The organism is Winogradskyella arenosi (assembly GCF_003337305.1).
GTDB lineage: Bacteria > Bacteroidota > Bacteroidia > Flavobacteriales > Flavobacteriaceae > Winogradskyella > Winogradskyella arenosi.
On the sequence record NZ_QPJO01000003.1, the window covers coordinates 501,646 to 523,604 of the forward strand.

20 protein-coding genes are annotated in these 21,959 nt (G+C 35.8%); 6 read left to right on the top strand and 14 right to left on the bottom strand.

What is annotated here, in order from left to right:
- Nucleotides 1-2: 2 nt before the first annotated feature.
- From DFQ08_RS11300 to DFQ08_RS11330, 7 genes are all read right to left on the bottom strand, one after another.
- The gene (locus tag DFQ08_RS11300) at nucleotides 3-878 is read right to left on the bottom strand and encodes a ComEA family DNA-binding protein (RefSeq protein WP_114310120.1); all 876 of its coding nucleotides are present in this window, start codon (nucleotides 876-878) and stop codon (nucleotides 3-5) included.
- Nucleotides 879-896: 18 nt separating this feature from the next.
- Nucleotides 897-2,522, bottom strand: a complete 1,626-nt coding sequence (locus DFQ08_RS11305; protein ID WP_114310121.1) for an alanine/glycine:cation symporter family protein — start codon at nucleotides 2,520-2,522, stop codon at nucleotides 897-899.
- Between the two features lie 97 nt (nucleotides 2,523-2,619).
- Nucleotides 2,620-3,642 (bottom strand): potassium channel family protein, encoded by a 1,023-nt coding sequence (locus DFQ08_RS11310; RefSeq protein ID WP_114310122.1) that lies wholly within the window; start codon nucleotides 3,640-3,642, stop codon nucleotides 2,620-2,622.
- A gap of 2 nt (nucleotides 3,643-3,644) precedes the next feature.
- Nucleotides 3,645-3,872, bottom strand: coding sequence for a PspC domain-containing protein (locus DFQ08_RS11315; protein WP_114310123.1), 228 nt, complete (start codon nucleotides 3,870-3,872; stop codon nucleotides 3,645-3,647).
- Nucleotides 3,873-3,884: 12 nt separating this feature from the next.
- Nucleotides 3,885-5,159 carry a DUF2851 family protein gene (locus DFQ08_RS11320; protein ID WP_114310124.1) on the bottom strand — a complete coding sequence of 425 codons (1,275 nt, stop codon included), beginning with the start codon at nucleotides 5,157-5,159 and terminating at the stop codon, nucleotides 3,885-3,887.
- 166 nt (nucleotides 5,160-5,325) lie between these two features.
- Nucleotides 5,326-6,306 (bottom strand): PLP-dependent cysteine synthase family protein, encoded by a 981-nt coding sequence (locus tag DFQ08_RS11325; RefSeq protein WP_114310125.1) that lies wholly within the window; start codon nucleotides 6,304-6,306, stop codon nucleotides 5,326-5,328.
- A 157-nt stretch (nucleotides 6,307-6,463) separates the two neighbouring features.
- Nucleotides 6,464-7,696, bottom strand: coding sequence for an ABC transporter permease (locus DFQ08_RS11330; RefSeq protein WP_114310126.1), 1,233 nt, complete (start codon nucleotides 7,694-7,696; stop codon nucleotides 6,464-6,466).
- 8 nt (nucleotides 7,697-7,704) lie between these two features.
- On the opposite strand from DFQ08_RS11330, the gene DFQ08_RS11335 reads away from it, so the two are divergent.
- A complete protein-coding gene (locus DFQ08_RS11335) occupies nucleotides 7,705-9,009 on the top strand; it encodes an exo-beta-N-acetylmuramidase NamZ family protein (protein ID WP_114310127.1) in 1,305 nt (434 codons plus the stop codon).
- A 5-nt stretch (nucleotides 9,010-9,014) separates the two neighbouring features.
- On the opposite strand, the gene DFQ08_RS11340 is transcribed toward DFQ08_RS11335, so the two are convergent.
- The 4 genes from DFQ08_RS11340 to DFQ08_RS11355 are packed head-to-tail and all read right to left on the bottom strand — an operon-like array spanning nucleotide 9,015 to nucleotide 12,176.
- Complete coding sequence (locus tag DFQ08_RS11340) at nucleotides 9,015-9,920, bottom strand: glycerophosphodiester phosphodiesterase family protein (RefSeq protein WP_245935422.1); 906 nt, start codon at nucleotides 9,918-9,920, stop codon at nucleotides 9,015-9,017.
- Nucleotides 9,883-10,725, bottom strand: coding sequence for a sterol desaturase family protein (locus tag DFQ08_RS11345; RefSeq protein WP_114310128.1), 843 nt, complete (start codon nucleotides 10,723-10,725; stop codon nucleotides 9,883-9,885). Before DFQ08_RS11345 ends, DFQ08_RS11340 begins: the two co-directional genes overlap by 38 nt.
- Before the next feature lie 5 nt (nucleotides 10,726-10,730).
- Complete coding sequence (locus DFQ08_RS11350) at nucleotides 10,731-11,630, bottom strand: hypothetical protein (protein WP_147269470.1); 900 nt, start codon at nucleotides 11,628-11,630, stop codon at nucleotides 10,731-10,733.
- Between the two features lie 51 nt (nucleotides 11,631-11,681).
- Nucleotides 11,682-12,176: a YkgJ family cysteine cluster protein gene (locus DFQ08_RS11355; RefSeq protein WP_114310130.1), complete on the bottom strand. Its 495-nt coding sequence runs from the start codon at nucleotides 12,174-12,176 to the stop codon at nucleotides 11,682-11,684.
- Nucleotides 12,177-12,254: 78 nt separating this feature from the next.
- On the opposite strand from DFQ08_RS11355, the gene DFQ08_RS11360 reads away from it, so the two are divergent.
- Nucleotides 12,255-12,953 (top strand): class I SAM-dependent methyltransferase, encoded by a 699-nt coding sequence (locus DFQ08_RS11360; protein WP_114310131.1) that lies wholly within the window; start codon nucleotides 12,255-12,257, stop codon nucleotides 12,951-12,953.
- A gap of 114 nt (nucleotides 12,954-13,067) precedes the next feature.
- Here the strand turns inward: DFQ08_RS11360 and DFQ08_RS11365 are convergent, their stop codons facing one another.
- The 3 genes from DFQ08_RS11365 to DFQ08_RS11375 all read right to left on the bottom strand — a co-directional run bounded on the left by DFQ08_RS11365 (nucleotide 13,068) and on the right by DFQ08_RS11375 (nucleotide 19,649).
- Nucleotides 13,068-14,672: an amidohydrolase gene (locus DFQ08_RS11365; RefSeq protein WP_114310192.1), complete on the bottom strand. Its 1,605-nt coding sequence runs from the start codon at nucleotides 14,670-14,672 to the stop codon at nucleotides 13,068-13,070.
- A 173-nt stretch (nucleotides 14,673-14,845) separates the two neighbouring features.
- Complete coding sequence (locus tag DFQ08_RS11370; RefSeq protein ID WP_114310132.1) at nucleotides 14,846-16,576, bottom strand: TonB-dependent receptor; 1,731 nt, start codon at nucleotides 16,574-16,576, stop codon at nucleotides 14,846-14,848.
- A gap of 49 nt (nucleotides 16,577-16,625) precedes the next feature.
- Complete coding sequence (locus DFQ08_RS11375) at nucleotides 16,626-19,649, bottom strand: tetratricopeptide repeat protein (protein ID WP_114310133.1); 3,024 nt, start codon at nucleotides 19,647-19,649, stop codon at nucleotides 16,626-16,628.
- 377 nt (nucleotides 19,650-20,026) lie between these two features.
- On the opposite strand from DFQ08_RS11375, the gene trpA reads away from it, so the two are divergent.
- The 4 genes from trpA to DFQ08_RS11390 all read left to right on the top strand — a co-directional run bounded on the left by trpA (nucleotide 20,027) and on the right by DFQ08_RS11390 (nucleotide 21,959).
- Complete coding sequence (gene trpA, locus DFQ08_RS11380) at nucleotides 20,027-20,797, top strand: tryptophan synthase subunit alpha (protein WP_114310193.1); 771 nt, start codon at nucleotides 20,027-20,029, stop codon at nucleotides 20,795-20,797.
- A gap of 99 nt (nucleotides 20,798-20,896) precedes the next feature.
- Nucleotides 20,897-21,040, top strand: coding sequence for a hypothetical protein (locus DFQ08_RS16205; RefSeq protein ID WP_181858400.1), 144 nt, complete (start codon nucleotides 20,897-20,899; stop codon nucleotides 21,038-21,040).
- A 63-nt stretch (nucleotides 21,041-21,103) separates the two neighbouring features.
- Nucleotides 21,104-21,340 carry a hypothetical protein gene (locus DFQ08_RS11385; protein ID WP_114310134.1) on the top strand — a complete coding sequence of 79 codons (237 nt, stop codon included), beginning with the start codon at nucleotides 21,104-21,106 and terminating at the stop codon, nucleotides 21,338-21,340.
- A gap of 232 nt (nucleotides 21,341-21,572) precedes the next feature.
- Nucleotides 21,573-21,959, top strand: coding sequence for a DUF805 domain-containing protein (locus tag DFQ08_RS11390; RefSeq protein WP_114310135.1), 387 nt, complete (start codon nucleotides 21,573-21,575; stop codon nucleotides 21,957-21,959).

A 21,959-nucleotide genomic window follows, 5' to 3' on the forward strand; every position in this document is an offset into this window, starting at 1 on the left:
GATTAGAGTTGCAAATATAGCTTAATTATCTCTATTTTTTCTTTCGGAAAACCTTCAACACGTAATAAATCCTCTAAGGAATTAAAACCATCACGCAATGTTCTTTCCTCTATAATATTAAAGGCCACCTCGTAATCTATATAAGGGACAGTCACCAATTGATCGCGTTCTGCGGTATTAAGATTTATAACCGTGATAGCGCGTGGTGTCTTTACTGTAAAATGCTGTAGAATCTGTGTAATAACGTCATCCGTTAAACCCCAAACTTCGGAAAGTTCTATATCAGAAACAAAGCCGCCGTCATACTTATTACGATACTTCAAAATACGTTCAGAACGTTTCTTGCCCACTCCATAAACTTTTTCAAGTTGTGCTTGGGTGGCCATATTTAAGTCTATTTTCTGAGCGTAGGTTTTTGGAGTCTTGGATGTAAGATAATATGGTTTATCGTTTTTAGTTTTAGCCTTGCTAGTATTAACCCAATCGGGGAATTTAAAGTAAGGTGCCATTGTTGCTAATAATGAATCGGAAACTAAAGTGATGTTTTGAAATTCTTGGGCTGAATTCACCCAACGGTCTGTTGCTCTAAATTCATGGAGTCGGTCTATCTCTTCAATACGCATTCCTAAAACATAGCCTTTATAATCGGTAATATAATTAGGATTGAAGGGATAGATTTTAGGCTTATTGTTTTCAATTTCCACCTTCCGTAGCGCGTCTATTTCTCGTATAAAGGCTTCTATTTGATCTGACTGCTCTACTGTCTCACTTTTATGAAATGGACTCCACCATAACAGGGCTTGTAATCCTAGTATAAAGCCTATTAACAACAAAATCCCATTCCGTTGTTGTTTAGAAAACTGGAAATGGGATTTCATTGCAATGTGTTTTATTTTTTATAGAATCTCGTTTAAATCTTCAGCACCATCTTCAATAGCATCATCCTTAACACTAATAGCTTTATAATATCTCGATAATTCTTTCTTAATAATCGGAGAAAGAATAATAACACCGATGATATTAGGAACCACCATTGCAAAGATCATAGCATCTGAGAAGTTAATTACTGCACCTAAACTAATAGAAGCACCAACTACGACGAAGAATAAAAATAATATTTTATAAACTAAATCTGTAATTTTTCCTTTTCCGAATAAGAATACCCATCCTTGCATACCGTAGTAAGACCAAGAAATCATAGTAGAAAAGGCGAATAATATAACGGCAATGGTTAAGACTACAGAGAAGTGTGGAATCACAGTATCAAAAGCAGTGGCTGTAATCTCCACCCCTTCGGTAATCTCTACTCCATATTCCATAAAGCCACCATCGAAATTTGTAATTACAATCACTAAAGCCGTCATTGTACAGATAACAACCGTATCTACGAAAGGCTCTAAAAGTGCCACAATACCTTCTGAAGCCGGATATTTAGTACGAACGGCAGAGTGCGCAATTGCGGCAGACCCTACACCAGCTTCGTTTGAAAATGCTCCTCTTCGGATTCCCTGAATCATAACTCCTACAAGTCCACCTGCAATACCTAAACCAGAAAATGCGCCTTCATAGATTAAAGCAAAAGCATCATCAATAAGTGTGAAATTTGCTCCTAAGATAATTAGGGATGCTAAAACATATATTCCTGCCATAAATGGTACTACTTTTTCAGTCACCTTAGCAATACGCTTAATACCACCAATAATAACGATAGCCACTAAAGCTGCCATTACTAATCCGAAGTAAAGACCAGCGTTAGAAGCAGGATCTAATTCAAAAAGTTTAACAAACTGCGCAGCGGCTTGATTGGCTTGGAACATGTTACCACCTCCAAAAGATCCACCGATAACAAAAATGGCAAATAAAACGGCAAGAACTTTACCAAAACCTCCCATGCCTTTAGAACGTAGTCCTTTAGTTAAGTAGTACATTGGTCCACCGTAAACGGTTCCATCTTCACCAACATCTCTATATTTTACACCTAAGGTACATTCAGCAAATTTTGAAGCCATCCCTAATAGACCTGCAACAATCATCCAAAATGTTGCTCCTGGTCCACCAATAGAAAGTGCTACGGCCACACCAGCAATATTTCCAAGTCCTACGGTTGCAGACAAGGCTGCTGTTAAAGCCTGGAAGTGCGAAACCTCACCATCGGCCCCTTCATCTTTAATAGTTTCTATAATATCTTCACCTTCATTTGGTGTACTATCACCATATAAAGTATCAGCGCCGTGCTTTTCGATATCTTCATATTCACCTTTTACCACTTTAATGGCCATTCTAAATCCGGTCACATTGATGAATTTAAAATAAATAGTAAAAAATAAGGCACCACCGACTAAAACGATAAGTACCCAAGGAATTTGATAGGTCTCAGAAAAAGGAATTTCATAAAAAATAGCATCGACAAACCAACCTGTATAATCTTTGAAAATAACGTCTATTTTCTCTGAAGTTGTCTGTTGTGCAAAGTTTAAAAGCGGTAATATCAACGTAAAAATTGATAGAAGATATTTCTTCATTAGTATATTTATTAGTTAAGTTAGAAGTTTTAAAGTTGACAAGATGCAAAAAAAAATTGAGTCAATAAAGTCTGAACTCATAAAATGAGTGATCGGCCTATGCAATTTTAAACACAGAATTGAGTTTAATGATCTGCTCAGGACGTCCTAAAACGATGATATAGGACCCTGGCACAAGCTTGGTATCCGCCTCAGGATTAACAAGATATTCACCAGTAATATTCTTAAAACCAATGACGGTACAGCCGGTTTTATTACGCAAATCTAAGTCTTTAATAGTTTTTACATCTTTTGTGTTATAAAGTTGCTCAACTTGGACTTCTGCCATATTTACATTGCGTTCACCGACAATACTAAGGTTGTCTATAAACTCAATTAGATCTGGAGTAACGACTAAAGAGGCCATATGATCGCCTCCAATTCTATCGGGAAGAATAACGTTATTAGCGCCTGCTAATTTTAATTTACTATAAGAGGTTTCTTCGGAAGCACGACTTATAATATTGAGTTTGGTATTGATTTGGCGTGCCGATAAAACCACAAACAAATTATCGGCATCACTAGGTAATGCTGTGATTAAAGTTGCCGCTCTGGAAATTCCGGCTTGAAGAAGAATTTCGTCATCGTTGGCGTTTCCTAAAACAAATGGGAGATCTTCATCTTGAAACTTATCGAGAACCTCCTTATCTTGTTCAATAATAACAAACGGCTTGTTATAAGACTGTAATTTCTTGGCCGCCTGCTTCCCATTTCTTCCAAAACCACATATAATAATGTGATTAGACATTTCTTCAATTTTCTTTAGCATCTTCCGTTGTTTTATATCCTCAAGATTATTTCGGTTTAAAATATATTCGGTTATAATAGAAATCGCATACCCTACAATGACAACACTTGTTAAAATTAAAAAAATAGTAAAAACTTTAGAGGGCGTATCTAAGGGGTTAACTTCTGCAAAACCTACAGTAGTAACGGTAATCACCGTCATATAAAATGCATCTAACCAAACATACCCTGCGATAAACCGATAACCTAAAACACCAATACACAGCAAAATGCCTAGGAGGAGTATTGCCGTATAGATTTTAGATCTATAAAGTTTTAAAAGGGGATTCTTCATATTTATAAGTCAAAAACTGAGGAGCGTTTTGTATAAATAATATCTTTAATGCGCATCCAAAATGCTAAAAACAGATATAAGGCAAAACCGAATCCTACGGTTACAAACGTCAGATACATAAAAGATGTTCTTACTATTTTTGCCCTAATCCCTAAGCGATCGGCGATACGTTGACACACGTAATAGCCACGTTTTTGGAAATATAATAAAAGTGCGTAGAACCAATTCATGTCGCAATTTACTTATTTTTTTACGATTAGACTATTACCAATAGTACAGTGCAAACATCTATTTTTATCACAGTACTCTTGTTTTAACTGTAATAAGGCTTGAGAACTTAAGGCATTTCTTTCTATTGATTTCAGTTCTAAAAACTTACTGACAATACTGTTGTTTTCTAATTTTAAAGCTTTAATGAGCGTAAACAACTCCTCATCCGTCGCTTTACCTTGAGCTTTCGCATAGCTAAACTTAAGCGGTATTATAGTATTTATAATCAAGAGATCTATAAAGGATTTTGTCATTGATTTTTTAGACACTTTAGACGCCGTACTAAAAGTGTAATGGGTTCTCCAGAATTGCGATACGCCTTTATTAAAAAACTCGTAATAGGCTTCTAAGGTTTTTAAGCTGATCATTTTAGAAAATAAGTGCGGCTCTAAGGTATAGAGATTTGCAAATTGCGACAGCCGAATGGTTGGAAAATTAGGAGGCCTTAACCTGAAAAACTGAGCAGGCACGACATTGCTATTGTCAATATTAAATTTTTGTTTGAGATAGCCGTACTTCTCTTGAAGATCTGTAAAGTAAGGTTCTTCAATATCATTACGTTCTAATAAACCGGCTTGACCAAATAATAACGCTTCTACATTATGAATTTTGTCGAGTAATTTTCTAAATATGCCATAATCAAACGAACTTGCAATACTTAAAAAAGACGGACCATTGACTTTTAACCCAAAATTCTTCAATAGCATTTTGAACAAAACCGCTTCCCAATTATTTTGAGAAACCATTAATAAGCTGGTTATGGTTTCAGATTTTTGTTCTAAGCGTTCTATATAGAGACGCTCTAACCAATTATTAAGAAGAAAATCATCGGTCTCTCCAAACCGCGATTCACAATTAATCCAAGTTTTAGATTTTAAAAGTTTTTTATAATTAGTGCTGTAGCGTTGATCGACATAATGTTTTAGCTCTAAGGTTGGAATCACGGAATTATCTTTCCTAAAGATGTCGGCATCGTGCTCCCAAACCACATGAAGAATAACGTTATCATAGGCCGTGTCCGTTTCGTGATGATGCACATACCAATCTGAAGACTTTACATGAATCTCTACATTGCCCGCCCAAAGTTGTTCTGCAATAACCAGTTGCGCATTGAAAAAATCAGGGCCTGAATTATGATTATGTTGCCCCAAATTTACAATCCGAATCGCCTCTTCCTGAGTGGTTTTTAGCACTACCGATTTAAAGGCTTTATGTTTCCATATATAATGAAGGAAATCTTCTTGCATCCTCTAAAGTAAAGATTTGCCTTTAAAAATGTTTTATTTTTTTAGAAAAATGCGGGTTGTATTTCAACTAAATGCCACATCTGGGCGTCTAAAAAAAAAAATCCTGAGCGATGCTCAAGATTTTGTAAGTCTATGATATGCTTATCCTATTATAGGAAAGTATAATTTAATCGATATAGCCCATATCTCGCATCCATTCGTCATTGTACATTTTCCCTACATAACGACTTCCATGATCATGAAATAAAACCACAACCACATCATCGGGTTTAAATTGATCTTTTAATTGCAACACGCCTTTAATTGCTGAACCTGCTGAATTCCCTAGAAACATCCCTTCTTCCTTACTTAAACGTTGTGTATATACACAAGCATCTTTGTCTGTCACCTTAGTAAATCCATCAATAATATCGAAATCTACATTTTTAGGTAATATATCTTCACCGATACCCTCAGTCACATAAGGGTAGATTTCATTTTCATCAAACTCACCTGTCTCATGGTATTTTTTAAACACCGATCCATAGGTATCGACACCCCAAACTTTGATATTAGGATTTTGCTCTTTTAAATATTTTCCAACACCACTAATCGTTCCTCCGGTCCCTACACCCACAACAAAGTGGGTTATTTTACCATCAGTTTGTTTCCATATTTCAGGTCCTGTACTTAAATAATGTGCTTTAGTGTTACTTGGGTTATCATATTGGTTAACATACCAAGAATTAGGGGTTTCTTCCCCTAAACGTTTAGACACTGAATAATAACTACGAGGGTCTTCTGGTTCTACCGCTGTTGGACAAACCACAACTTCAGCCCCTACGGCTTTAAGAATATCTATCTTTTCTTTAGATTGCTTATCAGCCATCACAAAGATACATTTGTACCCTTTTATAATTGCCGCTAAGGCTAAGCCCATTCCTGTATTTCCTGAGGTCCCTTCAATGATGGTTCCACCTGGTTTTAATCGCCCGTCTGCTTCAGCATCTTCAATCATTTGTAAAGCCATTCTATCCTTTACAGAGTTTCCGGGGTTAAAAGTCTCATATTTAGCAAGTACTAAACAAGGTAAATCCTCCACTAGTTTATTCATCTTAACTAAAGGGGTATTTCCTATTGTACCTAATATATTTTCTACGTAATCCATAATATTATTTTCGAGGTGCAAAAATAAGTGAAATATTAGAAGTAGAAAGTATAAACTTAGAGTATTACAGCTTCGTCTTTAATAAGGAAAAAAAAGCCTCTGAATACAGCTTAGAAAGACAGAAATTCTGAATAAATAACCCATACAAACATTCGGTTTAATCGAAACGAATGGCCTTAACGGGAGAAATTTTGGAGATGATTACCGATGGAATTAACAACATTAATAAACAAGCTACGAATGTCCCTAAATTGAGAAGAATAATATAATCCCAACTGATATAAACCGGAGCATTATTCACGTAATAGGTGTCAGGATTTAAAGGAAATAACTTAAAATATTTTTGTGCAAATAACAGGCCTAAACCAATAGTATTACCCCATAACAGGCCTAAACCTACAAGGTAAGAAGCGTTATAGAGAAACACTTTTCTTATGGACCAATTAGAACTTCCTAAGGCTTTTAGAATTCCGATCATCTGTGTACGTTCTAAGATTAAAACTAACAAGGCTGTTATCATATTAATCCCCGCTACGATAATCATAATAGCAATAATACCGTAGGTGTTCTTATCAAAAATCTTAATCCATTCAAATATGGTATAATACTTTCTTGTAATAGAAGTGGCATTCATCATAGACGGAACGGCTTTATAGACCTCTACCGTTTTTTCTTCAATTTTAGAGAAATCGTCTATAAACACTTCAAAATTTCCAATCTGATCGGCTTCCCATTTATTAATACGCTGAATATGTCTTAAATCTGCAATACAGAATTTCTCATCTAATTCTTGAAAGCCTGAATTATAAATTCCCACAATATTAAATCCCATTAATCTAGGCAAACGGTCTATCCGCTCCGTAAATAAGGTTTGCATTTTATCGCCTACTTTAAAATCTAAGCGATTGGCCAAATATTGAGAAATTAAAATCTCTTCATTTCTATTTTTGGTAAAATCGGGTAAACGTCCGTCAATTAAAAACGCTTCAAAATAATCCCATTTATAATCGGCGCCGACGCCTTTAACCACAACACCTTCAAAATCGGTTTCAGTTCTAATAACAGCAAATTTTTGAGCCACCCCTTGCACGTGGTTAATCCCTTCAACCTCTGCAAAGTTCGGATAAAATTCTTGATCTATAGAGATGGGTACTTGCGATTCATCTGAAGAGTTATTATCGTAATTGGTAATTTCTATATGCCCGTTAAAAGCAACAACTTTATCTCTAATTTTTTGCTGTAAGCCCAAACCGGTGGCTATCGCAATAAGCATTACAATCATTCCAATAGCAATTGCCGCGATACCAATTTTAATAATTGGTGCCGAAACACTACTTTTATACGTTTTATTGCCAATAATGCGTTTTGCTATAAATAACTCAAAATTCAAACTTATATATGCTTTTAAAGGTTTTCAAAAATACAGTTTTATTCTCTATAATAATATCCATTTCATTGGTAACATTTTCTTGTGGACAGCGCACCGAACAAGCCCGTAAAAATGTACTTAAAGATACCTTAGCGTTAAATGATGCTCCGAGTACAAACAGGACCTTACTTAGCGAAAATAAAAACCTCAACGTAGGGGCGAATAAAACGCAGGACTACCTCCCGTTATTGCAAGGCAAACGTGTAGGTATTGTTGCCAACCAAACCAGTGTTATTTTTAAAACCAAACGCTCTAAAGCCTCTTTCTTAAACTATACGCATCTTGTAGATTCTTTAATAGCCATGAATGTTGATGTAAAAAAAGTATTTGCGCCAGAACATGGTTTTAGAGGGGTCGCCGATGCCGGAGAAGTTGTAAAAGATGGCCTAGACACTAAAACAGGACTTCCTATCATTTCCCTCTATGGAAAAAATAAAAAGCCCACTGCTGAACAATTAAAAGGTTTAGATCTTATCATTTTTGATATACAAGATGTAGGGGCTCGCTTCTACACTTACATTTCAAGTTTACATTATGTTATGGAAGCCTGTGCCGAACAAAACATTCCGGTGTTGGTATTAGACCGTCCTAATCCTAATGGGCATTATATTGATGGACCTATTTTAGAAAAAGCGCATAAAAGCTTTGTGGGCATGCACCCTATTCCGGTGGTTCACGGTATGACTATTGGCGAATATGCCCAAATGATTAATGGCGAACACTGGCTAACAAACGGAATACAATGCCAACTCACGGTAATTACTGTAGACCATTACAACCACCAACTCCCATATAAGCTTCCTATAAATCCATCGCCAAATCTTCCTAATGCTAAAGCCATAAACCTTTACCCGAGTTTATGTTTTTTTGAAGGCACCCCAATTAGTGTAGGTCGAGGTACTAATAAACAGTTTCAAGTTATTGGTTCGCCAAAATTTAAAAATGAAGGGTTTCCTTTTCAATTTACACCAACTACCAATGCCGGAGCAAAATATCCTAAGCACGACGGTGAAATCTGTTACGGTTATGACCTGTCTGAATACAAAACTTTAGATGGTTTGAATTTAGAATGGTTAATTGATTTCTACAACAAAAGCCAAACTTTAAATTCTGAAACGCCATTTTTTACCGATTTTTTCACGCTACTTGCCGGTACTCAATCCTTAGAAAAGCAAATTGTGGCAGGATGGTCTGAAAAGGAGATTAGAGCCAGTTGGGAAGCAGGGCTCACTGCCTATAGTAAAACAAGAGCGCAATACCTTTTATACCCTTAAGCGTTCTATTGGCTGCGGGACTCTTTAGATTGAAGTAAATTGATGAGCACATCGGGATAATCTGTTATAATGCCATCCACTTGATAGGCCTGCATTTGGACCATATCTGCTTTGCTGTTCACCGTCCAAGGAATTACCTTATATCCTTGAGCTTGATAGGCCGAAACATTTTCAGCTGAAAGCAACTTAAAATACGGACTTATAATTTCGGGGTGAAATGTGAGCTGTTCTAATTTTGCGTCGATGTCCTCATTACCATCGACTAAAAGTGCCATAGGCATTTGAGGTGCCTGAACTTTAACCGCTTCTAAAATAGCACTATCAAAAGATTGTAAATTAACCCGATCTTCCATTTGATGTGCTTCAATCACCTCTAAAACCAAAGCGACGTAAGCTTCCGGTTGCGGTGTAAACACATTGTAATAACTCGGAACCGATTTAATTTCAATATTAACCTTTACGTTTGAAGCTTTCGTTTTTATAAGCTCAAACACTTCTGAAAGCAAAGGTTTATACGCTTTAAACTTTTCTTGATTAGGATAAGTAGGATGCAATTTGTTTCCGCAGTCAAAAGCCTTTATCTGCTTATAATCCATTTCATATAAATTATAATCCGATTTAGAGTCCTCAGGAAGTTCCGTTCCCTCAGGACTTAGACAAATAACAGGATTCATGTAAGGCTCATGCGAAACGACCACTTTACGATCTTTAGAAATTACGATATCTAATTCTAAGGTTTCTACCCCAAGATCTATTGCCGTAGTAAAGGCCTCTAAAGTATTTTCGGGCATTAACCCTCTACATCCTCGATGTCCTTGAACATCAATATTTTTTTCTGAATTACATCCCATCATAAGACCTATACTTAAAATACTAATTATGAATTTTAGAAGACAATGTTGATTTTTCATAGCGTTGAAAAGGTTGTTTTAGCAAATCCTTGATATTACTATTTTTAACTTCATCGGGAAATACATCCACACCATAAACCAATTTTTCACGATCTAAATAACGATAGGTCCCGAATAGGCGATCCCAAAAACTAAAAATATTACCAAAATTAGAATCGGTATAAGGCAACCTATAATGATGGTGAATTTTATGCATGTCTGGCGACACAATAACATAACTCAAAATCTTATCCAAGCGCTTAGGTATTTTGATATTAGCATGTGTAAATTGCGTAAAAATCAAGGACAACGCCTGATAGATCATAATTATAGCAATGGGACTTCCCACTAAAAAAACACCTAATAAAGTAAAGAAGAAACGAATAAAACTTTCTATGGGGTGATGCCTGTTGGCAGTGGTGGTATCGACGTTATGATCGGTATGATGCACCAAATGGACCATCCACAAAGATTTTACTTTATGTTCTACATAGTGTGCTAAATAGGCTCCGAAAAAATCTAAAAGGACCACACCCAAAAACACATATAAGCCTAAAGGCAGTTTTGGTAACCAATTTATAATTCCGAAGTTATGAACCACAACCCAATCTGAAACGCGTAATAATAAAAAGGCCAAGGCAAAATTTATGACAACCGTTGTTAGGGTAAAAAACAAGTTAGGAATAGCATGCTTCCATTTTTTGTACTTAAATTTAAATAAGGGCAAACCGCCTTCTAACAACCAAAAAAAAGTAAGCCCTCCTACCAAAATGAGACTTCGGTGCGATGAAGGAATGGTGTTAAAGTAAGAGACAATGTTTTCCAAAAAACTTATTTATAGAGGTTAATTAGGACCTGTGCTTTCTTCAAATTTACTGAAGAAAGTTTAGATTTCCACGTCATAACCTCTTTTTGATTGCCTAAAATACGATGTGTGGTATAATATAAAAATGCTAAAAAGCCCTGATTACTTGCGTGTTCTTGGTCAATTTCTAAACGGTTTAACAGACGCAAGGCTTTTTTAGGGCGCTTTAAAATTATATATTGCTGTATGCTTAATAGAACAACACGTTGCGACAACATTGCCTTATCTTCTGCCGTGACCTCCTCTATAAATTGTGAGGCCTCCTCAAGATAAAGCAATCCTAAATCCACCATATTTTCACGAATGGCTTCTTTAACGTACGGTGAAAAATCGAAATATTTTGAGGCCAAGTAATAGGCGGAATAAAAATCTTTTTTCTCTTTGTATTCTTTCAATTCTAGAGCAAAAAACTCGGTATTAATGCCATAATTCTGAATTAACGTTGTGATGTTTTGGTAGCCCTCTGCGGTATGCTTAACATTTAAAATATGGCCATGAACATCCATTATTTTAATACTATCGTCATTAAACTTATCAATGTATTCCTGCGATTGCTTCTCCTTAATATCTAAATACAAACTTTCATAGGCCAGTTCATTAACAATAACGGGCACAAAATACTTCCATATTAAAGGACTTACTTCTTCGTTTTTAAATAAATTCTCAATCAGAATGGCATTACCATTTTCATCATTCACCAAAACATGATAGGGATATTTTGTGGTATCCTCCCAAACCATCAGCACCATTTTATTTTGGGTCAGTGCCAAATCTTGCGCTAAATCTAAATTTGTCATCCATGGTTGAGCGGACGACCATTGAAATGTTAAAACTAAAATTAGTACAATTGTAATTTGATATCTCATAGATTTTAAATTTTGTTAATAGTCACAATAATCATTCCTAAACTATGCTTATTATTTAGGAATTCTCTTTTTCATGGCTTCAACAATATTGTAGGCTGCAGGACAAATAGCCACATTCTTTAAGGTTAAGTTAGAGATCTGCTGAAACTTTTTACGGTCGGTATGCGGAAACTCGCTACAAGCTTTAGGGCGCACATCGTAGATAGAACAGTAATTATCTGCCCCTAAAAATGTACACGGTACGGATTGCAGCACATAATCATTTTCTTCATCGAGACGCAGGTAGGTTTCTATAAACTGTTGTTCTTTCATCCTAAAGAACTTGGCGATACGCTGAATATCTTTAGGCGTAAATAAAGGCCCTGTTGTTTTACAACAATTTGCACAGGCTAAACAATCGGTACGCTCGAACTCTTCTTCGTGCAGTTCTTGCATAATATAATCTAATTGCTTGGGAGGTTTCTTTTTTAACTTTGTAAAAAAGGTTTTGTTCTCCTTATGTTTATCTTTGGCCCACTTTGGAAGGTTATTAATCTGATCTTGCATAGCACAAATTTAAGTAAAGTTCTCGACTCAGTTTCGAGAAAAGCTAAATCGCGCATTAAGTTTTAGACCGTCTTAATTATGAAAGATATTTTTGGCCAAGCCTTATTAGATTATCAAAATGGAAATTACTCTGAAGATCTTATGACCTCCACGAATATTTCTGATAAGGACGAGTTACCGCTCCCCTATTTATTTAGAAGTTATGCTGAAATGCCAGCCTTAGAGCAAGAAGCCTTAAAGTTAAGTCGGGGAAAAATTTTAGATGTGGGTTGTGGTTCTGGTAATCACAGCTTATGGTTACAAGACCAAGGCAAGACGGTAAAAGCCATTGACAGTTCTAAAGGAGCTGTTGAAGTAGCACAACAACGCGGTGTAATTAATGCGGAATTAAAACCGCTTTTAGAGGAAACCGAAAAATTTGATACAATTCTTTTACTTATGAATGGTACTGGGATTTTCCAAGAACTCTCTAAAGTTTCCCAATATTTAGAACATTTAAAAACACTACTTCAAAAGGACGGACAAATTTTAATGGACTCCTCTGACATCTCCTATATGTATGAAGATGAAGATGGCGGCATGTGGCTTGATCTTAATCAGGGTTACCCTGGCGAATTAGACTATTACTTATCTTATAAAGGTATTGAGGAAACCCCGATGAAATGGTTATACCTCGATTTTGAAACTCTAAAAACAGCATGCTTAACCGTAGGCTTACAGTGTAAAAAAATTAAGGAAGGCGAACACTATGATTACTTAGCTCGGATTTCTAAATGAAACCACGGCCTTAAACTTTCTTTTAAGGCCTCCGTACATCATATTTTAAAACAAAAAAATTAAGGTCTACTTGACAGTCTTTTAGCTTAGCATTTAAATGCAGACACAAAAGTTTTAAGATTGCACCTCACCACCAACGACTGTTTTTAAGACTTTTATATTAGGAATTTCTTGAGCGTCCACCGTCATGATATCTTTATCTAGAATAATGAAATCCGCAAATTTCCCTACTTCTAGACTTCCTTTTTCATCTTCTTCAAAATTAGAATGAGCCGCCCAAATGGTCATTCCTCTTAAGGTTTCTTCTCTACTAAGCGCATTTTCCTTCTGAAAGCCCCCTTCTGGGTACTGCTCTAAATCTTGCCTAGCAACGGCCGCATAGAAACTTAAAAACGGACTTACTTTTTCCACCGGAAAATCGGTACCAATAGCCACTTTGCCGTAGGCGTCTAACAATTGTTTATACGCATAAGCATCTTTTAGGCGTTCTTTTCCTACCCGATCTTCAGCCCAATACATATCGCTAGTTGCATGCGTTGGTTGTACAGAAGGAAAGATATTCTTGTATAATTTAAAATCTTCAGGAGATACAATTTGCGCATGTTCTACTCGCCAACGTCTATCGGTTTGGCCAGCTAAAGCTTTTTCATAGGTTTGTAATACGGCATGGTTGGCAGAATCGCCAATAGCATGGGTATTCATTTGAAATTCGGAATCAGCAATACGTTTTGCCGCCGCCGTCATGGTTTCTAAATCGGTAACAAGTAAGCCTAAATGTTCGGGTTTGTCTGAATACGGCTCTCTTAACATGGCGCCTCTTGATCCTAAGGCTCCATCAGCATAAAACTTAAAGGAACGCACATTGAGATAATCCGTTTTTGTAATCCCTTTGTTAAGATAGTAGTCTAAATTCTCTTCGGTATGCGAGACCATAGCATAGATACGCATTTTAAGTGCTCCCGATTTTTGTAAACTATCGATAACCTCAATAGCTTCTTTGCCTAATCCGGCATCATCTACAGTAGTTAACCCTAAATCAAAACACAATTTTTGAGCTTCCAATAAGGCCGTGGTCATCTCTGATTTTGTAGACTTTGGCCAATGGTCCATAACTAAACGTTCTGCATTATCAATAAGAACACCTGTTAATTCTCCATTTTCAACAACCACTTCTCCGCCTTCAATTTTACTGCCTAGAGTAACCTTACCTAGGTCTAAAGCAGCTTGATTGGCTAAAATAGCATGCCCATCAATACGTGTTAAGGCTATTGGTGTGTTAGGATAGAGTTTATCTAATAAATTCTTGTTCGGGAATTCCTTAATCTCCCAATCGTTTTGGTCCCAACCACGACCTAAAATATAGTCTTTATGATGTGTATTCTGAAAATCTAATACACGTTTCATCATATCTTCAAAACTTGTTGTTCCGAATAAATTAACGGTTTGCTGATTAAAACCTAAGCCTAAAAAGTGACAATGTGCATCGATCAGTCCAGGAACAACAGTTTGCCCTTCAGCATTAATAGTATCTGCTGCTGTATACTTTGCTTCTATCTCCGAAGCGCTTCCTACAGCAATGATCTTACCGTCTTTAACAGCAAAGGCTTCCGCTTTACTAAAAGCCTCATCAACGGTATAAATAGTAGCGTTGGTTACCATTAAATCGGCGTTTTCCTTAGCGGGTTCGCAAGACACAAACAAAAATACCCCCCAGTACATAAGGGCTTGCAGACTTAATGTTAAACCTCTTAAGGCAGAAGGGGAATGCTTAAATTTCATCGTATTGGTTTTGGTGGTATGTAAAAATAAGAAAAGCGCTCCAAATTGGAACGCTTTTGTTGTATAAGCTGTTTAAGAAGGCATCTATACTGATACCCCTACTTTCATTGTACTTAGAAATCAAACTGATATGTAGCTCCAGCAAGTACTTGAATACCTTGAACCGGATAATTTAACCAACGCTCATAATTCTGACTCGCTAAATTATTCGCTTTTGCAAAAATTGAAAGTTGATCGTTCACTTTATATCCCAGATGTACGTTGGCATCAAAATAACTATCTAAGCTCACTGTTTCTGAAGATAAGATAGAAGCATCAAACTCATCATAAAAGGTCATTTGATCTTTTCGTTCTCCCACAAAGAATAAACTTCCCCCAGCATACCATTGTTCTGAAATTTGATAATCAAAGAATAAAGATGCTGTAAGGTCTGGTAGATTCCATGCTTCAGCTTCATTATCGGTACTGTACCCATAATAAGCTCCTTTTAAACCTAAAGTAAAGTTTCTATTAAGGTCTACATTTAGCTCTCCTTCCACTGAAAATGTAGTCACATCATCATAAGCAACAGCAAAAGAATTTCCATATTCGTACTCTGACAACGGCACATTTGGTACTTCATTAGATTTAAATAAGGTCTTATTTTTTTCAGACGTATAATTTCCTTTTAAACTATAACCAATATCGCTAGAGAGTTTTCCTTTTACCCCTACAAATGTATGATACTGCTGATCTGTAGGTGTTACCAATAAGGTTGGAGACACAAATGGATTTTCATTGACAAAATCATAGTAAGAATTCTGAATAAGATCCCCTTTAAGTCCACCAAAAGCAATTAAAATCTCATCAACTAAACGGTAAGACGCTTCAATATTTGGATAGATATAGAACTTATTTTCGCTAAATTCGGTATCATTAAGATAGGCTAATTTTACACCTAAATCTAGGGTTAACTCATCTCGAACTAACTGATACGAAGGTGCAAAGGCCAAAGTTATGTTTCCGTAATTAATAGCATCAAGATTGAAATAACCGCTATCAAAACTCCCGCTAATATAATCCACACTTAATTCAGATTTAATCAGTGCATCTCTTAGCACAACATCGAAGCCGGTTTTAGCAACCAATCTATTTTCTCCCGAATCTTGGCTATCTCCAAAATTTCTAAAACGAAGACTAGCATCTTTCACCAAGGCATCTTCAAAATCAATTTTTCCACCAAGATTAAGGTCGGTGTAAGCTTGGCCAGGATCAATGCCATCCAGATCTGAAGACTCGTAATATCCTTTTGGAACGCCGTACCAATTATAGGTCTTTAGGTTAAAGCCTCCATCAACTTGCCAAGTAAAGTCTCTATCGCTCCTTTTATAGTAGGCATTCAGTTTTGTATCTGAAAAATCATCATCTAATTCTACACCATCAATACCACCTTGTGATGAATGATGACTTAAATAGCCCCCAATGGTTTCATCTCTACTCAGCTCATGATTAAGGTAGACTTCCCCTAAAATAGTGGTATAAGTTCCCACACCTAGAGAAGCATAATTATCGTATAATTTTATGGCTTTTGCTTTATCTGCAGTTGCTGCCTTACCTTTAGCCGGCGTAAAAGTTGAAGCCACCGGAATTGAAAATATATTGTATTTAATGGTCTTCTTTTCTACAACATCACCGTCATTTAACATAGGACGGTCTTTAACTTTAAAAGCATCTGAAATAGTAGGCGTATACGGTCTAATAACATTTACCGTCTGCTCTCCAAGGGTATCTTTACTACGTTCTTGAGCGAAACTCAAGCTTATACTCAAGGTCAATATTGATAATATTAAATATTTAATTTTCATTATTAAAATATTAGTATTTGAATTTTTACGATTAACTCTTCGAAGCTTTTTAAGGCTCTTCCGTTTCTACAGAAGAATTGGTTTTAGCTTCCTCCGCTTTTATTTTGTTTAACTCCGTTTGTGCTTCTTCCACCACTTCCGTAAAATCTGAGAAGTTACTGATTACACTTTCTAAAATATAAGTGGCTTGGAACGCATCATTTAACGCATAGAAATTCTTAGCCATAACCACTAAGCCTTTCGCACTAAACAATTTATAACTCCCGTAATCTTGCACTAATTTTTGAAGCGTCGCATTAGAGGTTTCAAAATCGCCTGCTTTATTTTCAAAATAACCTTTGTAATAAAAAGCTTCGGCGGCAACGCTTCCGGTAGCAACTTTCTCAACTTCAGCATAGGCTAGTTTAGCTTTTTGTTCATCACCAATTTTAATAGCCGATCTTGCAATAATGAGTTTTGCATCACTTTGCACCTTATTATCTAACTTAGCGCTGCTCAACACTTTTTCTGCATATGCCTCTGCTTTGGCATAGTCTTCAGTTTGGTAATACGCATTCATTAAGTTAGACTGAGCGTAAATAACATTCTGCGGATAGTCTGCCTCAACCTCTAAGCGTTTGAGTTCAGGAATTGCCTTAGACCATTGCGACTGACTTAAGTAAATTTCACATAGTTTTACGGTAGCCTGTTCTGAAAATTCTGACTTAGGCGATTCCACCACGGCTAAATAATGCGGTTGTGCATTCTCTAACAAGTCTTTTTTGTAATACAACTGCGCCAAGTAGAAATGCGCTTTTAAATTATTGATTCCCTTAGGAAACTCATTTAAATACTTATTGAATTGACGAATAGCCCTATCCGTATCATTATCTAAATACGGTTTTTCCGCTGCTAAATAGGTGGTATTATCAAGATCAACATCGGTAACCTCAACATAATCTAGAGTTCTTACCCAATTGGCATACTCTTCAACACGTCCTAAATCAATATAAATTAAACGCACGGTGGCCACAGCCTGAACGGCTTCTCCAGAACCTGGAAAATCTGTCGCTACTTTTTTAAATTTCGTTAAAGCTTTTGAATTATCATTAGCATTGTAATACACCAAACCTTGACGCAGTAAGGATTTAGACGTAAAAGCGCCTTTTGGATATTCTGAATTTAAACGATTATACATCGCCATGGCTTTATCCGTGGCACTAGCTTTTACGTAAGAATTGGCCAACTCATACATAGCATCGTCCCGTAAGGCCGATTTTTTATAGCTGTTAATAAAGGCATTCAATTCGGCAATTTTTTCAGTCCCTTTCCCTAAATAGCCCAAACTCATGGCTTTCTGGAAAGCTGCATAATCTGTTTCAATTTCATTAATTTGAATAGCTTTTCCGTAGGCCTCAATAGCTTCTTTATACTGACTAGACACAAAATAACCATCAGCCAATCTTAAATACGCATCATTCTGACGTAGTTTATCGTCTGACCTCTTGCTTAGGAACTTTTCAAAATAAAGTGAAGCATTGCTATAGTCTTTCAACTTAAAATAGGTGTAAGCTAAATTATAATTCAGGTTGGCGTTTTCCGATAAACTTTCAATACCCGTAAAACTTGCAAACTGCTTAAAATCGATTAAAGCTTCCTTGTAGTTACTTAAATTGTAGAGTGTTTCACCCTTCCAAAATGTTGCTCTTGCTACAAAATCTGAATCTATAGGTTCTTTTAAAGAACCTTTAAACAAATCTAAAGCGTCATTGTACTCATTTTCATTATACAATTCTACAGCTCTAAAAAAGGCCACTTTTTGATAAGCCGATTTATTCTCAAAACTATTTTTTCCTTTTAAAAGCTCTAAAGCCTCTTTATAATTTTTTGAAGTGATATAAGAATCGATTAACAAGGTTTCTACTTCGTCCTTGTAATTAGTATCAGGATACTGCTCTAAATAAGCATTTAAAACCTGAGGTACGGACTGGTAAGGATTACCAATATCATAACTGATTTTAGCATAGTTAAGCCAAGCATCATCTTGAATTTTTAAATCGAAATCCATTTGAGACGCATTTCTAAATGCATTTAAAGCCTCTTGCTTTTTCTCTAGGTTAATATAACTTTCTCCTAGATGGTAATACGCATTTTGGGCTACGGCATTTTTTCCACCGATAATTTTATTAAATTCTGAAATGGCACTTTCAAAATCATTCTGCTTGTAATAGGCATAGCCTAATTGGTAGTAATCCGTATTGTTCCATTTACGGTCTTTCCCTTTATAATCTTTTAGAAACGGAATCGCTTCATCGTACTGTTCTAAGTTAAAATAACTCTCCCCTATAATTTTAGACAATTCCGATCTTTCAGACGCATTACTTTTAGGCAATTGCTCTGTAGCAAGTGCTATAGCTTTTTCAAATTTTCCTAATTTAAAGTTTAAATCGGCTTGATAATAAGACAACTTTTCTTTGTACTTCTCATTATCACTTACTTGATCAAAATATTCATTAGCGGTATCATAATCATCGCCTTGGTAAGCCATAAACCCAATGTAATATTTGGCTTGCGACCCATATTCTTTAGAACTGATAACACGGTTAAAATATTTAGTGGCTTGCTTTTCATCTTTAGTAGTATAAAGCACATAACCATAATTAAAATTAAAACGCTCCTTTTCTGTTCCTGCAATACTACCCTGATCGACTTTATCGTACCACTTGCGCGCATAAGCGTATTTACCATTATTAAAATAGTAATCCGCGACATCTAAAAAGGCAGTGTTTCTTTTGGTACTAGTAGGATAATCTTCTACAAAAGCAGTAATTAAATTATCTGCATTGTTTTGGTTAAGTCTTACCGCACAATTGGCAATATAATACGCACAATCGGATTCAATAGTGGCATCACTAGTGCTGAGTTTAACATCGTCAAACAAAGCTTGAGCTGCCTTAAACTGATTGTTATTATATAAATTTAGAGCTTTTTGGTAATCTTTATAATCATTTGTATAGATGGCAGATTGTTGTGCCATTCCTAGGGATGAAATGATAAGAAAAAGAATGATTAACGGTCTTTTTAAGAACATCATTAGTTACGTGTTTTAGTGATGATTTTATGTCTAGCAAATATAATTGAATACCCTAGCTATAACGACAGAATTTGCTGATAATTATAAACCGGCTTGTAATTTTTTTTAGCTGATTTACGAATTATCACTCCAATTAAAGTGAGCCATACCACTCCCCTCCACCCCTCGATTTTAAGTTTGACGACCGCTAGAATCCACCTCCAAATTCACAATTTTAATAAACAAGACCACTCTAAACTAGTGTCATTTGACGAATAAGTTTTATTTTTACATTTCATAATTCGGGGTGCTTTATGAAGCCCTCCCAAAACGCATACGGAAATCTAATAACCTCTGAGACGTTTAAGGCTACGCCACAGATAAAACCGCATCTAATTTTGAATAGAATACAAGAAAAGCTACATACAAATCATAAATTATTATCTATTTATTTTACGGCAGGTTATCCTAATCTAGAGGATACCACCACTATTATTGAACGTTTAGAAGAAAGTGATGTAGATATGCTAGAAATAGGACTCCCTTTTAGTGATCCTTTGGCCGATGGCCCTACCATACAAGCCAGTTCTACTGAAGCTTTAAAAAACGGCATGACTAGCGAATTGCTATTTGAACAACTGAAAGACATCCGTAAAACGGTTAGTATTCCCTTAATCATTATGGGGTATTTTAATCCTATCTTACAGTATGGTGTTGAAGCCTTTTGTGAAAAATGCAAAGCTGTAGGTATTGATGGACTTATTATCCCAGATTTACCTGTTGATGTATATAACGAAACCTATAAAGCTACATTTGAAAAATATGGACTTATCAACGTCCTGTTAATTACACCGCAAACCTCAGACGAGCGTATTCGCTATATTGATTCGGTGTCTAACGGATTTATTTACATGGTGAGTTCGGCAAGTGTTACGGGTGGAAATTCTGGTTTTGGTACTACACAAACTGAATATTTTGAGCGTATCGCCAACCTGAATCTCAAGAACCCACAAATTGTAGGGTTTGGAATTTCGGATCAAGAAACTTTTTCTCAGGCTACAAAACATGCTAAAGGAGCTATAATTGGTAGTGCTTTTATAAAGCATTTAAAAACGCATGGTATAACTAAAATTGATGAATTCACCCATAACATAAGACCCATATCTTAAAGGTTTTTAACGTTTTAAGCTTCAACTTTAAGAAATCCTTGTGAGCAAAAACAAAGGGTATTCCTTATCTTCCTGTGAACACAAAAATTAAAATAAATTATGGGAATTATAAAAGACGAAAAAAAGTTTAAACGTAAAACAACACAGAAAAATCCAACCAACTTAACCGCAAACGTCAATCAGACTACGAATACTTTCGACATTGACGAAAAAACCATTAAGAAGCAACAAAATAAAAAATAGTTGTTCAACATAAGTGATTTAAAGTCTATTCATATCTTTGAATAGACTTTTTTATTGTTAACCATGAAACTATTAAACGACTGGAAGCTTATCCTTCTTCTATGTTTTACCCTAGGCCTAGCGCCATTTTTTCCAGAACCACATCTCTTTGGTAAAATCCGATGGGTATTAGGTGGTGCTGTAGGCATGGAATTTAAAGATTATTTCGATCTCCTTTTTCACGGCTTTCCGTTTCTATTACTCCTTAAACTGTTCTTATTTAAAATCGTTAATACAACAACCAAGCCCCCACAACAATAACCAAAACTTAGGCTTAGGCATTAACTTAAAATCCTTATATGAGTGATCAGAATTCATAAAAAAAAGCCTCAAAAACAATAGCCCCCTACAACTATACAAACCAACAAAACATTATATAACAGATAAGTACACTAACTATGTGAGGAATTTTATTACAAAATATCTACATATTTAAACCTTATTTGAAATTAAATTCTATATTTGATGCCATTAACTTAACCCCCTTAAAATTATGGAATGGTATTTAAAAGTCGTAAGAGATAATTACGCAAATTTTTCAGGACGTGCTAGACGTCAAGAGTATTGGATGTTTGTTTTGTTTAACCTCATTATTACATTTGCCCTTGCAATCGTTTTTGGAACTCTAGGTGCACTTTTAGATATCCCTGCACTCTTTTCTTTATATGTCATTTATGCGCTTGCTGTAGTAATCCCAAGTTTAGCTGTTGCCGTTAGACGTCTCCACGATGTAGGGAAAAGCGGTTGGTTTTACCTTATTTCTTTAATTCCTCTTATTGGAGGTATCTGGCTTATTATCTTGTTTGCTACAGAAGGAGACCATGGTGCTAATGCCTATGGACCTGATCCTAAACAAGAAGCATCAAATGCGATCGCTTAA